Raw genomic sequence first — 13,880 nt, 5'->3', positions numbered from 1 at the left:
CTCCTCTCGGAAAACGGGTGTCGGAATCCTCGTTTTACTCTAGGAGGCTTATCTCCGCGGCCCCTCCATAGTATCTAGGGCGCGTTCGAGTTTGATCTCCGGCAGCATCGGCATGCCGACGGTGCTATGCAGCGAGCCCAGCGCCAGCTGTTCGCCGCAACCACAGGCATTGAAGTTCACGGCGTTTTCACCAACCTGATAATCGCTGTGAATCCGGAAGATGCGCCCCTCGTACCCAACCAGAAAAGTGCCAGCCGATTCCCGTTCGCCGTCCTTCCGCGTGTATCCGCCGCGGGTAAAGCATGCGCGTACCGCCTCAACGAAGGTCGTGCACATGAAGGCGAACGCATCGGTGCCTTCAGGGCGCGACGCGACGGTCAGACTGTGGCCCAGAAGCTGGCCCATCCTGAAGGACGAAGTGAAACCGATCAGGAACGGCCCCACCCGATAAATCTTAGGGTCGGCGCGTACTGTGATGGACCAATCATTCGATGCGCCCGCCGAATCCGCACCCATGTAGACCTTCTTGCCATCCGTCAGCGCGACAATGCAGGTCATACCGCCTCCGTAGGTGTTGCCCGATAGAACGCAACGTGCATGCCCTCGCAGCTCAGCGATAGTCCAGTCGAATCCATGCACTCCGCCCATTGCCGTCCAGAACTGCCTCGCCCCCCTCGCCATTCCATGACGCCTCGCCGGCGGCCTTCGCGACCACCGTGATACGCGCCTCCTCGCCAGGCAACTTCATCAGCAAAAGCGCGGCAATCTTGTGCCACTCATTCCCAGTGGCCAGCATTAACCGGTGACTGGGGTAGAGAACGCTCATTTGACGATCCCCAGTAGCCACGTTCGATGAGCGCAATGTACATTGCGGCGATCCATTCGAACGCGAGGTGGCTGGCATTTCTCGCGCGTGTACGTAATCCCTTGGTCCTAAGCTCCATGACGATTCGAGCGAAAACGCTGGCTGTGACCGCAGCGCCGTATATTTGATTTCGTGTTCAGTCATTTAATCCACTCTTAATTGGTCCGCGAAAAGCGCAAGCAATAGTTGCGCCAACGCCACGACATGTGCGTCGATCGGTAAGGGATTCGGGCGCGGCCGCAGTCCAATTCAATGCCCTGCAATGGTTTGAGCTTTGCGATGTGGCGCGGTAAGCGCTCAACCCAGATCGCAGCAGATTCGCGCCATCATCTCGACGAGATCGCGCAGGCTGAGCTTGTAGCGCAGATACCAGCGCACACAAAGAACGATCACGTCGCGGTCAAAGTGACGGCCCGCAAACAGCCTGTCCAGATTTTTCAGTTTGCTCATCTCGGGCCCTCAATTCGCTCAGCACGCCACTCTAACCGATTCGTTGATCGCTGTTTGCACCACAGCCCGGCCTGCAAACAGTTCGCCCAGGCTCTTCAGCTTGCTCATCGTCGTTCTCAATTCGTTCAGCCCGACACCTTAACCGATTCGCCCCCGCGCTATTTGCACCAGAGCCCTGCTGACTACCCGTTCGAACGAGTGATATTCGATTCAATGATCAGGATCCGTCGGTCTAGGCTCGGCGACGCTTTGCCGGTATTCGAGTCGCAGCAGCGCGCGCTCCTGCTGTTCTGGCTTGGAGTTCAGCGGACACCGGATCCGGCTGCATGACCAAGACCACTCGAAGGCAAAAACTCCCGGGGAACCTTATTACCGCTACCTCGTGCCTGCACTGCAGCAATACGCAAGCAGGAAAGTGGGAATGCCGGGCGTCTCTGCCACAATCGTGCGGACGTCCTTGTTGAGCTTAGACATTGCTGCGGTAACATAGTCGGGAGCCGGCAGCTTGTTCGTATTGAAATCATGGACAGCCACGACAATGGTCTTGTTGTCTGCCGTCCTAGGGTGGGCGAGAGACCGATCTTCTTCCGCGAATTTCCGCTCGCGAGTTGCGACAGCACCGACCTGCCCCAAGCAATAGCCGTGGGTGCCCGACATCACGTGAATTGTATTTCCCTCGCCCTCTAGCCCCGCAGCGATCTGGTGGAGGGCCGCCGCGACGTCCCCTACGTTACATTCCCCATGGAATCCCCAAATCTGTACGGCGCCTGGGGCGTCGTTGGTAATTCTTACGAGTTCTGCCATATTCATTTCCGAAAGAGGTTGGGAAGCGCGTCGCAATGCACCGGGGAACATTATTAAGGTATCCAACCATTCCCTGCAGCGATTCATTACTTAGAATCATCGTCCGGCCTTTTGGTGAGTCCACCAGTTACCGCGCACTCGCTCATGCGAGTTAGAAGTATGCGTCGCGGCTAGCCGAAGCACAAGACAATTAACATCACCATAATTTATATGGAGTTCAGTCCGACCCGCCAAGCAGCCGCTTCTTCCCTCGGCAGTTGGAGAACATTCGGCTTAAGGGGTCGGCGCAGTGAAGCTACCCACGAGGTCCCAGGACGCGAAATGCGCAGCGCAGATGCGACTACATACACGGCGCAGAAACGGGCTTCATCAACCAAAAAAAATCAATTAGCGTACCGGGTTTGCATGGACAAGCATAAGCATGGCGAAGACGACAAAAGGCAGCCCAGCGAGTGTTTCGGGCAAGCGTTCGTAGTCACGTGCCAAGCGTCGAAAGCGGTTAAGCCATCCGAAGCTGCGCTCGACGGCTCTGGTGAACGGGGTCTGGCGCTGGCGCACACGACAATCCTGCGCTGATGGTCGCGGTCGTATGATTTAATGCGCGGTCGGCTAAGGCCAGCAGTTTGCCAGCGCTTGAGGCTGTCCGGCATCGTCCTCGCCCAGCAACCTCATCAACAATCTTCCGCCCGTGCTGATTGCCACCCGGTGGTCGCGGTTGATGCGTAGCGTGACGCGCAGATCAATCTTGTGCCCGCCAAACTAAACGACTCATACGGCTGCACTACTGGTCTCCGGACGTTTGTTCGTCACAGTCATGCCCGGCTTTGGCAATCTGCATCGGGCCGGCACCGCGCGCCGCAGCATCAAGCTCCCGCATTTCCTACCTGCCGAACCCACGTCGCAAGTGTCCGTTCTCAAACGGGATAGCTGATTGAACGGGTAGCGGTTTGCCAAGACGCCCGCATGCCGGCATTGCAAAAGGAAGCCGCGATGGAGGTGACGCAGTCCACGCAGAACTTCGCGCCTGTCGCCATTCTTCCGATGGCGTTCCTTGGCCCAATGTTCAATCCAGTCGGCGATCTCCGGATATTGCGTCAGCAGTTGCATGAATGCGCCGCTCGCGCCACTGGTGTGGTATTCACGCGAAGCATTCACGACTGCCCGAATTAATAAGGACCTTCCCGGCGATGTGCCATGATCAGACCCACAATTGCCTGCAAGGAGAAGGGTCATGAACACGATTACCCGCATCGGTGTCGATCTTGCCAAGAATGTGATCGTGCGACCTGAAAGTCGCGTGAATTTCTGTCTCACAGGAGCAGGTATGACCTGATGAAACCGGTTGTTCCATCAACCGTTCCCTACCCGGACATGCGGAGCCGGTAACAGCTCGGTGTGAAGCTCTGGGGACAACGTAGCCGCCGGGAATCCGGTACGCTGAGCCGCGAGGCGAGGCCGAATCTGCCAGCACGAAGGCGGAGAGGAGCAAGGGATGAGCGGGTACGACCAACATACGTGAACTTCCGATAAACGTCGTGATCTTGAACAAGCCAAACGTGCCGATAGGCTTGAACCAAAACGGTGTGTGGTGAGGAGTGGTTCCTGAATGACTGGGCCACCATGGACGATTAGCCACCGGCGAAGAGGAAGGGTCCGCCCCGCTCGGAAATTCAAGCGGAACAGGGTAAGCCCATCGCGCTGCCGGCAACGGCAGGCGAACCGCAAGGAACGCTGTTGGTGCGGTGGGTAAAGGAAAGCGGAGAAAGCGAACGCCCTTCCGTAATGGACGGGATACGGGCTGCGACATTGCCCGACACGAAAGTGGGCAGACTTCCGCGTGGTCATTCATGGCGAGAGAATCTTGACAAACCGTTGTACGAGGGAGAGCAGATGACGGTGAACGATACGAAGGTGTCGAACATTGGTGCGCCCTCGCACGCCGCAGTCATGTGGGATCAGGAAAACTGGTCGCACATCGAAGCGGAGGTGAAGCGGCTTCAGATGCGTATCGCCAAGGCAGTTCGGGAGAACCGATGGGGCAAGGTGAAAGCCTTGCAACGTCTGTTGACCCGCTCGCGCAACGGCAAGTTGCTGGCCGTGAAGCGTGTGACGGAAAATCGCGGCAAGAGAACGCCGGGGGTGGACGGCAGGATATGGTCATCTTCGGCGGCCAGATGGAACGGAATGCTGTCACTGCGTCATCGTGGCTATCGCGTGATGCCGTTGCGACGCGTTTACATTCCCAAGAGTAACGGCAAGACACGTCCGTTGGGAATTCCGTGCATGAAGTGCCGGGCGATGCAGGCTTTATAGAAGCTCGCCCTGGAGCCCATCGCGGAGACCCTGGCGGACGCCAATTCCTATGGCTTTCGGCCTCAACGTTCGACCGCCGACGCCATCGAGCAGTGCTTCATCGTTCTGGCCAAGCGTGCCTCGCCAGAATGGATTCTGGAGGGTGACATTCGAGGCTGTTTCGACAACTTCAGTCACTCCTGGATTCTGGAGAACGTGCCGATGGATAAGGAGGTTCTGCGGAAGTGGCTCCAAGCCGGATATATCGATGAGGGAACTCTGTTCGAGTCACGGGCTGGTACGCCCCAAGGGGGTGTCAGTACGCCGCCTACAATGTTGCATACTTTTCTCTCCTGCGTCTGAGTCGGTCGAATTTTCGCTGCCGCGAACCGGCGGTTGCGGATCGACACGGAACACGACGACGATCTCGTCCTTGTGGATTTCTACGCGCTTGACCAGGCCCAGAACGATCTTGCGTTTCGTTTCAAGATCAATCGCATCCAGCTTTTCAGTGACGGCGGCTGCAAACTCCTCAAGCCGGTTAATGACGAGAAACAGCTCGCTTTGCATCGCACCGTGGCGCCGTGATTCCTGGATCTGCTGTTCAATCTGTTCGAGCCGACTCTTCAACTGCTGCATCCTTGGCTCGAAGTCAGCCTTGTCGATGATACCGTCGGCGTAGCCGTCGATCAGTCGCGATTTGCCCTTTTCGAGCTGAAGCCGCTGCTTTTCCAGACTGCCGGTATCGAAGCCGCGCTTTTCGCTACGCTCCATCACGTCGAGTCGACGTTCATACTCTTCTTTCAGTCGATCGGGATGCCTGAGCAATTCCACAACCTGATGCCATACCAACTCATCGAGCTTATCTGTCCGTACCTGCAGGTTGTCGCAGATACGTTCGCCGCCGAACCGGTAGGCGTCGGTTCCAACGCAGCGGTAATAGGCATAGTCTCGCTGATGTCCCTTGGCCGCCGACTTGCTCACTTTCTTCGCGTAGTAGGCGTAACGGCACTGTCCACAAACAGTGAGCCCCTGCAGCAGGCGAAGCGGCGCATTATCCCGGCGCTGGCGTGCCAGCTTGCGGTTCTCGGCAAGCTGCTCCTGAACGATTTCGAACAGTGCTTCGCTGACGATTGCCGGCACCGGAATTTCGATCCACTGCTGCCGGTCCGCGCGTTTCGCTGAATACGGTTTCCTGGGCACGTCGGCGCTGTGACGCTGGGCACGCACGCGCACCTGATGATCGCACGCCTGCGTTTTGCCAAACGCAGCCCGCCCCATGTACGCCGGATTGCGCAGGATGCCCCATACCACGCTGCGGTCCCAGTACGGCTTGCCCGATGCCGTCACGGTACCGGCCTCGCCAAGCCGACGTATCACTTCTCCGAGGCTCAGGCGCTCCAGCCCGACCCACTCGAAGATCGCTTTCACCGTGGCGGCTTGCGGCAGTTCGATGACGTACCGGGCTGGCGTCCCGTCGAGCTGTCTTCGGATATAGCGGTAGCCGTAAGGCGCCCCTGATAGCACGTTGACGGTACCGCGTTTCGCGCCGTGAAGCTTGCCGCGGCGGTGACGCTCTGCGATTTTTGCCCGCTCGTACTCCGCTACCATGCCCTGCATCTGCAGCAGCAGTGATTCTTCCGGCGTCGTGCCAATTGCATGATTGAGAAACACGACCTGTACGCCGCATGAGGAGAATTCCTCCATCAGCAGGGCCTGGTGCGCATATTTGCGCGCCAGGCGGTCTGGCGCGAGGATGTACAGCCGATCGACCGTCCCGAGCGCGGCGGCGTCGCGCAGGCGCTCCAATTGCGGCCTGACCAGCGTTGCACCGCTCACCCCGGCATCGACGAAGCACATGTCCTCCACAATCTGCGCCCCGTCGGCCTGAATTCGTTCTTTCAATGCAGCGATCTGGCTGTCTATCGTGCCGCGCTTGCTTTGCTGCTCGGATGACACTCGCGCGTAAAGCGCGACCATGGCAACGTTGCTCATCGTTTCCCTCGCTTCATCGCTTTCGCCGTTGCTGGCCTTGCATCCGATGCGCGCCTCGTGCTTCGGGCATCAATCGGACTGAGCTGGTCATAGGCCTTCTCCAGTTGTTCGCTGGAATAGCGGTTCGGCTCGAAAGCGAGACGCACTCGCCAGTGTTTGCGTCGTCCCCGTGTCATCGGCTGGGCTCCCGGTTAGCGGGAGCAACGGCCTCAAGCACGAGAACCGCATTACTGGCAGGACATTCTCTGGACCATGGCGCCAGACACTCCCTCGATATGCGAACTAAGGTTTCCCCACATCTCATGCGCAGCATTTAGTTAGCGCCGCATGATTCGCTTGGGTCAGTAAATGTACCGTTAAGTTGGGACGGGACAGAAGCGAACAATTACGTCTTCTCATCCCTAAAGTGGTCCCCTGACTCCAATCACCTCGCAGGCTACCGTGTCGCCCTCGGCCAACCGCGTCAAATCATGCTTGTCAATTCCTCAGCAACAAACCATCAAGCCAGGTATGAGCCAATAGCGTATCCCAAACCGGGAGATATTCTTCCGCGACCGCAACCGGTACTATTCGACATAGTCAACAAGCGCATGGTCAATATCGACAATGCTTTGTTCCCGAATCCTTTTGACCTTTCCCAAATTAATTGGTGGAAGGATGGGGAAGGCTTTACATTTGAGTACAACCAACGCGGCCATCAGCTCTACCGAGTAATCGAGGTGGAGGCAGCCACCGGCCGTACGCGCTCTTTGATCGATGAGGTCAGCTCCACGTTCGTCGATTATAAAGATTTAAGAAATAACCAAAGAAATTCCGGAAAACACTTTCGTTACAATGTTAATGATGGAGAGGAAATTATCTGGGCATCCGAGCGCGATGGATTTGAACATCTGTACCTCTTTAATGGCCGTACCGGTGTTTTAGAAAACCAAATCACCAAAGGTGACTGGATTGTCCGCGCGGTGGACCACATCGATCCAGTCAGAAGGGAAATTTGGTTTGAAGCAAGCGGAATGAATTTCGGTGAGGACCCTTATTTCGTTCATGCCTACCGAATTGGCTTCGACGGAAAGGGGTTGACATCACTTACGCCAGAGCCGGCCAATCATCACATCGAGTTTTCTCCTGACGGTAGATTCTACGTCGACCTCTGGTCGCGTATCGACCTTCCCCCACGCATGGCGCTTTTCCGGTCTAGAGACAACGCTAAACTGATGCAGATCGAGAGCACCGACATCTCCCAACTCGAATCTAATGGATGGAGAGCACCAATCAATTTTGTTGCCAAAGGGCGCGATGGTAAGACCGATATTTGGGGAATCATTCATCTACCAAATAGATTCAATCCACATCTGAAGTATCCTGTGGTGGAGGATATTTATGCCGGCCCGCAAGGCTCTCATGTCCCAAAGTCATTCACAACCACAACAGAGCCACTTACCCAGTTGGGTTTTATCGTTGTGCAAATCGACGGAGTGGGCACTAACAACCGTTCACGCCTTTTCCATGACGTCGCGTGGAAGAATCTGAAAGATGCAGGCCTTCCCGATCGCATTCTGTGGCATAAGGCGGCTGCCTCTCTATATTCCTGGTACGACATCTCGAATTTGGGAATCTTCGGTACATCAGCTGGCGGCCAGAACGCCATTGATGCACTGCTATTCCATTCGGACTTCTATAAGGTTGCGGTAGCCAACAGTGGTTGCTATGACAACCGTATGGACAAGATATGGTGGAACGAACAGTGGATGGGATGGCCCGTCGGCATTGAATACTCACAGTCCTCCGCCATCGACAATGCCGACAATCTGCACGGCAAACTTATGCTTGTTGTGGGCGAAATGGACCACAATGTCGATCCGGCCTCCAGCTTTGCGCTCGCTGACAGTCTCATTAAGGCGGGAAAGGAATTCGAAATGGTCTATGTGCCTGGTGCTGATCATGGAGCCTCCGGTATCTTCACCGAGCGTAAGCTCATGGATTTCTTCGTTCGCAATGTTTTCGGGCAAGATCCGCCTAATTGGAATGCCACATCGACGCATTTTCCGTCAAGTTGATGACCCTTAATACTGATCGCCCTGACATTGAGTTCGTAGGAGTTTTGTATAGTCACATTCAATCGTTTACGTTGGGCTCAGGACTGCTATTGCTTGCCTTCGTTGAACGCAAGCCCGCAAGATTCGTGTGGGAGACCGGCGCAGTGTCATCGCCGGTCGCTGAGCGTCGCCGTCGTTCAGGCGCTACGCCGAAAGCAGTGGGGTCAATGCCTTTGCGCGTTGGCGATCGTACTCGCTCTGGCGCTTGAAAAATTTCTCGCCTCAGCGGTCTTGGACCTGAGGATTGAAAGTGGCACGGCCATTGGGATGCCAACGAGATCATTCGCTTGTATGGGTTATAAGCTGGAACCGCCGATTTTTTCGAAATTCTTCGAATTCAATAGGTTAGCGGCTATTTTCGTAACTGCTCATAAATCCGGGGCAATCCTGCCAGGCGCGCCGTCGCCCTTGACGGCAGCATTAGGCCAGGCCAGGATGTCGGCGACGACTATCTCTCAAACCGCAACAAAATTCGGTTGTAAACGATTGGCGGCGATGTTAAGGAAGGTCTGCAAAAGTCCTGGCGTTGACAGGCAGGTGAACTATCCTGGGTAGCAGGGGGATGTTTATGGAGAGAGTCGATGACGCAACTCGGTCTTGGTCTGGATCTGACGACAAAGCGCACACGCAAGCGGGAGTTCCTGAATGAGATGGACCGTGTAGTGCCGTGGCCAAGGCTGATTGCGCTGATCGAGCCGCATTATCCCAAGGGTAAAACGGGTCGGCCGCCGTTCCCGATCGCGACGATGCTGCGGATTCATTTTATGCAGCAGTGGTTTTCTCTGTCCGACCCTGCAATGGAAGAAGCGCTGTACGACATGCCGCTGTATCGCGAGTTCGCAGGCCTTGACGGCGGCATGGCGCGTTTGCCGGATGAAAGCACGATTCTCCGGTTTCGCCATCTGCTCGAAACGCATGGTCTGGCGGCGCAAATGCTCACGCTGGTCAATGAGATCCTGACGGAGAAAGGCTTGATGCTAAAGGCTGGATCTGCAGTGGACGCCACTTTGATTGCCGCGCCCAGTTCCACAAAGAACGGTTCCGGCACGCGGGATCCAGAAATGCACTCGACACAGAAAGCCGGCAACTGGTACTTCGGAATGAAATCCCATATCGGCGTGGACGCAGACTCCGGATTGGTTCATACAGTCATTGGAACGGCGGCCAATGTGCACGACATTACCGTTGCCCAAGCATTGCTGCATGGCGAGGAAACGGATGTCTACGCCGACGCCGGGTATCAAGGGGTCGAAAAGCATAGTGAGGCTCGCGCATCGCGTTGGCATGTGGCGATGAGACCTGGCAAGCGCAGAATGCTGGATCCGAGTGATCCTCTGGACGCGATATACGATGAAATCGAGCGGCTGAAGGCTGGGATTCGAGCCAAGGTCGAGCACCCGTTTCGCGTTATCAAGAGACAGTTCGGTTATACGAAGACGCGCTATCGTGGTTTGATGAAAAATACCGCCCAGATCACCACATTGTTTGCCTTGAGCAATTTGTGGATGGCGCGCAGAGCCTTGCGAAAATCTTGAAATCGGGTCGGTGTGGCCAGAGGTTTTCGCCGGCATCGGCCGGACAGGTGGTAATACCAAGCGATCTTCACCTCAAAAATGTTCTCAGCGGTCAGGCTGCGATGGATGCGGAAGATCATCGCGCCGGAAACGACTTCTGCAGACCTTCCTTAACTTCGTCGCGTAAACAACATGGCACGTTGATGCCGGCTTCCAGCTTCCACCGCAGCCTCGGGACGGGGAAGTCCCTTACTTCGCTTCGATGGATGCCTCACGACGGCCACCGCATGACTCGGGGTCAGCGTGGTTTGCTAGACCTTCGCTGTATCGAACTTTCATCGACTACCTCCTGCCAGTTTGTACTGGCGCACTTCACTCGCGTTACGGCCTGCACACTCGCGCTGTCACCGTATTTCGTGACACGCTTCACCGAAGGCTTCAACCGCTTCGTTACCTCCACGACTGCTCCGAATTAGAAAGACTTTCCCCATCCTGGGGCGTAGCGATATGCCACGATGGTTGGTGCTGGCAACCCATCTGAGAAGTGGAAAGTCATGGAGCAGAGCCCCGCCGCCGACCTGCCATCGTGTCCGCCACAACATCGGAATCTATCAATGACCGAATGAACCCAAGCTTGCAAAAAAGGGAACGTCCTTATAGGTTGCTTCCGGCTGGAGCGGTTGCCGGGTGGGGCTTTCACCCACTGGAAAAGCGCCGCCTTTTCACGGCGCACGCCATGAAGCGACATTCGCGGGCAATGTCGCCGAGACATTCAGGCGTCGGTTCCACTCAGGAACCGACCATTCAGATCGAAGGTTGAGGTGATGTTTTTTTGGTCTTCGCCATTTGGGTCTCGTGCTTGGTCAGGCGCGGCTATGCGTCGTCTTTATCGTGCGGCTGAGTTCGAACGACGTACGCTGTCCGATTGGGTAGCCCCATGTCGTTTTGGTCACGGGAGCCCCCGAAGTACCGTATATGGCTCGAGCACTGCGTTAAGCGCGCTGTACTGACGCGGGCCTCGCCTGATCGCATAGGGCCTTCTCGCAAAGATCGCAGAACCTGCTCGCGCCGGCCACTCTCAAGCTGCTCTTCGCTAGACGTCAGGTGCGGGTCTGCGACAGTTGCACTGAAGTGTGAAGCGGGAAGCGGTGCGCCGGGGCGGATATGAGCGCGGATCTTTTATTTCGCAGACACCCGATCTACGGATGATGATGGGGGGCGAAGTGGGCGATGCTCGCATCGTATCTCTCACCCATACCACCCAGGGTGACCGTCGCGCGCTTCGCACCGTCAAGCAACGCCTTCAGCGCAACGTTAATAGTGTCTGGCGCATCGAATCTACCGTTGGGCCCGGATAGAGTCAGAGCGCCCACGAGTTGACCACTCGAATCGAACACCGGCACCGATGCTGATACTGTCTCAGGATCGCGTTCGCCGTATGACACCGCCCAGAGTTGCGCGCGCACGTCATTCCCGCGGGGGTCCAGAGATTCAGTGAATGCGAGCAGTATTTTGCCGGATGCGCCCTTGTCGATAGGGAATTCCTCGCCAACACGTATCGCGACCCTCACGCTCCTTGACGGCTCCACGCGGTAGAGCACTAAACGTTGGTCACCCTGCCGCACATAGAAAGATGCCGTCTCGCCCATGTCTCGACTCAGTTGCTGAAGGATGGGTTCGACAACCGGGCCGATTTGAAAGGACCGTTGATAAAGCGTTGCGAGACGCAGCGGTTGATGGCCGATGGCGTACTGCCCGTCATTCAGCTTCCGTATGTATCCGCCGTGCTCCAAAGCACCGAGCAGCCGCAAAACCGTGCTCTTGTACAAGCCGGTGCGGCGCGAGAGTTCCGTTAGCGTGAGCCGGTCATCAACCGGTCCAAAGGCGTTGAGAATCGCGAATGCTCGATCCAGGACCGCGACGCCGCTCGACCTTTCTGACGTGTCGATCGTCGGCTCCGCCGGCGAGAGTGCATTGATAGGCACGTTTTCCCCTCAAAGTTTGTTCTCACACTCTACAGTTCCGCCTGATGGAACTCAAGTTCTATCTTTCCAAGTTTCCGGGTTTACCCGTCTTATCCGAGATTTATCGCGCGCATATAGTTCTTTCCAACAGAACATCGATCTGTCAGATAGAACTCAGGAGCAAATAGTGAGTACGTCCAATCCCAAGGTGTTGATCAGCGAGGTGGGGCCGCGCGACGGCCTGCAAAGCATCAAGAGCATCATGCCGACAGCGGCCAAGCTGCGATGGATTTCCGCGCTGGCCGCCGCTGGGTTGAAGGAAATTGAGGTGGGCTCGTTCGTGCCCCCGAAGTTACTGCCACAAATGGCCGACATCCGTGAGGTCGTGGCTCATGCGCTGTCGATTCCTGGCCTTCATGTGGCGGTCCTCGCGCCGAATTTGCGTGGTTCGCAAGGCGCGTTCGAAGCCGGTGTGCACAAGGTAACGCTGCCCGTCTCGGTGACCAACGAGCACTCGATGGCCAATATCCGCAAGACGACGGCGCAGATGATTGAAGAGGTTCGCGACATCGTCGCGTTGCGCAACGAGCAGTTTCCCGGCGTACAGATCGAAGCGGGCGTGTCCGTCGCATTTGGCTGCACGATCACCGGCACGGTCACCGATGACGAAACGATGCGTATGTGTCTTGCGATGGCCGAGTCCGGCGTGGACGAGATTGGCCTGTCCGATACCAGCGGGTACGCCGACCCTGCGCAGGTTCGTCGCCTGTTCCGTCGACTGCAATCGGAACTCAGGGACAAGGCGGGCGGGGCGCACTTTCATAACACACGCGGTCAGGGACTCGCCAATGTGATCGCCGCGCTTGACGTGGGCGTCACAACGATCGATTCCAGTCAGGCTGGTCTTGGCGGCTGTCCGTATGCCCCAGGCGCTACTGGAAACATCGTCACGGAGGACCTTGCTTTCCTGCTGGAAGCCATGGGCTATGAGACGGGCGTGGACATCGACAAACTGGGCGCTGCACGTGCGATTCTGGCCGAAGCGCTGCCGGACGAAGCCTTGTACGGGCATGTGCAGGATGCCGGACTGCCCAAGGGATTCAGGTATTCAGATGGGCGCGTACCGAGCGCACCGCAACCGGAAGGCTGTCTGTTGGGAGTTGCGCAATGAGCCAAGAGCAAGCGAACCAAGCTCTGCCGTACAGCGGCGTGCGTGTTGTCGAGATGACGCACATGGTAATGGGACCAACATGCGGCATGGTCCTGGCTGATCTGGGCGCGGAGGTGATCAAGGTTGAACCGATTGCTGGCGACAGCACGCGCGCTCTTCGCGGGTCCGGAGCTGGCTTTTTCAGTACCTTCAACAGGAACAAGAAGAGTATCGCCGTCGATGTGAAGGATGCGCGCGGGCTCGACGTCGTGCACAAGCTGCTTGCCGGTGCAGACATCTTCAGCGAAAACTTTAAAAGCGGCACGATGGGCAAACTGGGCCTGGGATATGGGGCGCTTTCCATGCTCAATCCGCGTCTGATCTACGTGTCGCACAAAGGATTCCTGCCCGGTCCGTACGACCATCGGACCGCGTTGGACGAAGTTGCTCAGATGATGGGCGGCCTCGCCTACATGACGGGACCGGAAGGGCGTCCGCTGCGGGCTGGCACGAGCGTCAACGACATCATGGGCGGCATGTTCGGCGCGATCGGCGCGATGGCGGCGCTTGCGCAACGTGAGCGCACCGGGCACGGTCAGGAGGTACAAAGCGCGCTTTTCGAGAACAACGTGTTCCTTGTCGCACAGCACATGATGCAGTTCGCCGTGACCGGTGAGCGTGAGCACGGAAGTCGATGGAAATTTGGGCCGTTTTTTGCAAATTGCGTGAGGGACGCAGGGGGATCTCCCT

General features: G+C 56.9%; 12 protein-coding genes and 2 pseudogenes. 7 read left to right on the top strand and 7 right to left on the bottom strand.

The annotated features are described in order from the left end of the window. Positions 1-48 precede the first annotated feature (48 nt). The 5 genes and pseudogenes from J8I87_RS41615 to J8I87_RS41595 form a co-directional block, all read right to left on the bottom strand. A complete protein-coding gene (locus J8I87_RS41615; RefSeq protein ID WP_245254559.1) occupies positions 49-558 on the bottom strand; it encodes a hypothetical protein in 510 nt (169 codons plus the stop codon). A 52-nt stretch (positions 559-610) separates the two neighbouring features. Further along, complete coding sequence (locus J8I87_RS41610) at positions 611-826, bottom strand: hypothetical protein (protein WP_209938339.1); 216 nt, start codon at positions 824-826, stop codon at positions 611-613. Between the two features lie 360 nt (positions 827-1,186). Next, a pseudogene (locus J8I87_RS41605) lies at positions 1,187-1,315 on the bottom strand (IS6 family transposase); the annotation flags it as partial. A 1,191-nt stretch (positions 1,316-2,506) separates the two neighbouring features. Next, positions 2,507-2,710 (bottom strand): transposase, encoded by a 204-nt coding sequence (locus J8I87_RS41600; RefSeq protein WP_313068210.1) that lies wholly within the window; start codon positions 2,708-2,710, stop codon positions 2,507-2,509. A gap of 177 nt (positions 2,711-2,887) precedes the next feature. Beyond that, complete coding sequence (locus tag J8I87_RS41595) at positions 2,888-3,226, bottom strand: hypothetical protein (protein WP_209938337.1); 339 nt, start codon at positions 3,224-3,226, stop codon at positions 2,888-2,890. Between the two features lie 783 nt (positions 3,227-4,009). On the opposite strand from J8I87_RS41595, the gene J8I87_RS41590 reads away from it, so the two are divergent. Next, positions 4,010-4,432, top strand: a complete 423-nt coding sequence (locus tag J8I87_RS41590; protein WP_209938335.1) for a reverse transcriptase N-terminal domain-containing protein — start codon at positions 4,010-4,012, stop codon at positions 4,430-4,432. A 9-nt stretch (positions 4,433-4,441) separates the two neighbouring features. Continuing rightward, positions 4,442-4,774 (top strand): reverse transcriptase domain-containing protein, encoded by a 333-nt coding sequence (locus J8I87_RS41585; RefSeq protein WP_209938343.1) that lies wholly within the window; start codon positions 4,442-4,444, stop codon positions 4,772-4,774. Here J8I87_RS41585 and J8I87_RS41580 read toward each other — a convergent pair. Continuing rightward, on the bottom strand, positions 4,700-6,406 hold the full coding sequence (locus tag J8I87_RS41580) for a recombinase family protein (RefSeq protein WP_209938333.1): 1,707 nt from the start codon (positions 6,404-6,406) through the stop codon (positions 4,700-4,702). The genes J8I87_RS41585 and J8I87_RS41580 overlap by 75 nt on opposite strands. A 407-nt stretch (positions 6,407-6,813) precedes the next feature. Between J8I87_RS41580 and J8I87_RS45420 the strand changes: the two are divergent. The 3 genes and pseudogenes from J8I87_RS45420 to J8I87_RS41570 form a co-directional block, all read left to right on the top strand. Continuing rightward, a pseudogene (locus J8I87_RS45420) lies at positions 6,814-7,569 on the top strand (DPP IV N-terminal domain-containing protein); the annotation flags it as partial. Between the two features lie 15 nt (positions 7,570-7,584). Next, positions 7,585-8,463 (top strand): S9 family peptidase, encoded by an 879-nt coding sequence (locus J8I87_RS45415; protein ID WP_313068208.1) that lies wholly within the window; start codon positions 7,585-7,587, stop codon positions 8,461-8,463. Positions 8,464-9,083: 620 nt separating this feature from the next. After that, positions 9,084-10,037, top strand: coding sequence for an IS5 family transposase (locus J8I87_RS41570; protein WP_209938331.1), 954 nt, complete (start codon positions 9,084-9,086; stop codon positions 10,035-10,037). Positions 10,038-11,215: 1,178 nt separating this feature from the next. On the opposite strand, the gene J8I87_RS41565 is transcribed toward J8I87_RS41570, so the two are convergent. Next, the gene (locus tag J8I87_RS41565; RefSeq protein ID WP_209938329.1) at positions 11,216-12,001 is read right to left on the bottom strand and encodes an IclR family transcriptional regulator; all 786 of its coding nucleotides are present in this window, start codon (positions 11,999-12,001) and stop codon (positions 11,216-11,218) included. A gap of 166 nt (positions 12,002-12,167) precedes the next feature. On the opposite strand from J8I87_RS41565, the gene J8I87_RS41560 reads away from it, so the two are divergent. After that, positions 12,168-13,151: a hydroxymethylglutaryl-CoA lyase gene (locus J8I87_RS41560; RefSeq protein ID WP_209938341.1), complete on the top strand. Its 984-nt coding sequence runs from the start codon at positions 12,168-12,170 to the stop codon at positions 13,149-13,151. Continuing rightward, a partial coding sequence (locus J8I87_RS41555) for a CaiB/BaiF CoA transferase family protein (RefSeq protein WP_245254558.1) occupies positions 13,148-13,880 on the top strand: 733 nt, incomplete at its 3' end. The genes J8I87_RS41560 and J8I87_RS41555, both read left to right, overlap by 4 nt.

Source organism: Paraburkholderia sp. LEh10 (genome assembly GCF_017814945.1).
In the GTDB taxonomy this organism is placed as follows: domain Bacteria; phylum Pseudomonadota; class Gammaproteobacteria; order Burkholderiales; family Burkholderiaceae; genus Paraburkholderia.
The sequence above is the reverse complement of the archived record's forward strand: the minus strand, read 5'-3'. Positions and strand labels throughout refer to the sequence as shown.

Coding starts and splice junctions, on each gene's coding strand:
- J8I87_RS41615 (WP_245254559.1), bottom strand. CDS start 558: ATGACCTGCATTGTCGCGCTGACGGATGGCAAGAAGGTCTACATGGGT.
- J8I87_RS41610 (WP_209938339.1), bottom strand. CDS start 826: ATGAGCGTTCTCTACCCCAGTCACCGGTTAATGCTGGCCACTGGGAAT.
- J8I87_RS41595 (WP_209938337.1), bottom strand. CDS start 3,226: ATGCAACTGCTGACGCAATATCCGGAGATCGCCGACTGGATTGAACAT.
- J8I87_RS41590 (WP_209938335.1), top strand. CDS start 4,010: ATGACGGTGAACGATACGAAGGTGTCGAACATTGGTGCGCCCTCGCAC.
- J8I87_RS41580 (WP_209938333.1), bottom strand. CDS start 6,406: ATGAGCAACGTTGCCATGGTCGCGCTTTACGCGCGAGTGTCATCCGAG.
- J8I87_RS45415 (WP_313068208.1), top strand. CDS start 7,585: ATGGCGCTTTTCCGGTCTAGAGACAACGCTAAACTGATGCAGATCGAG.
- J8I87_RS41570 (WP_209938331.1), top strand. CDS start 9,084: ATGACGCAACTCGGTCTTGGTCTGGATCTGACGACAAAGCGCACACGC.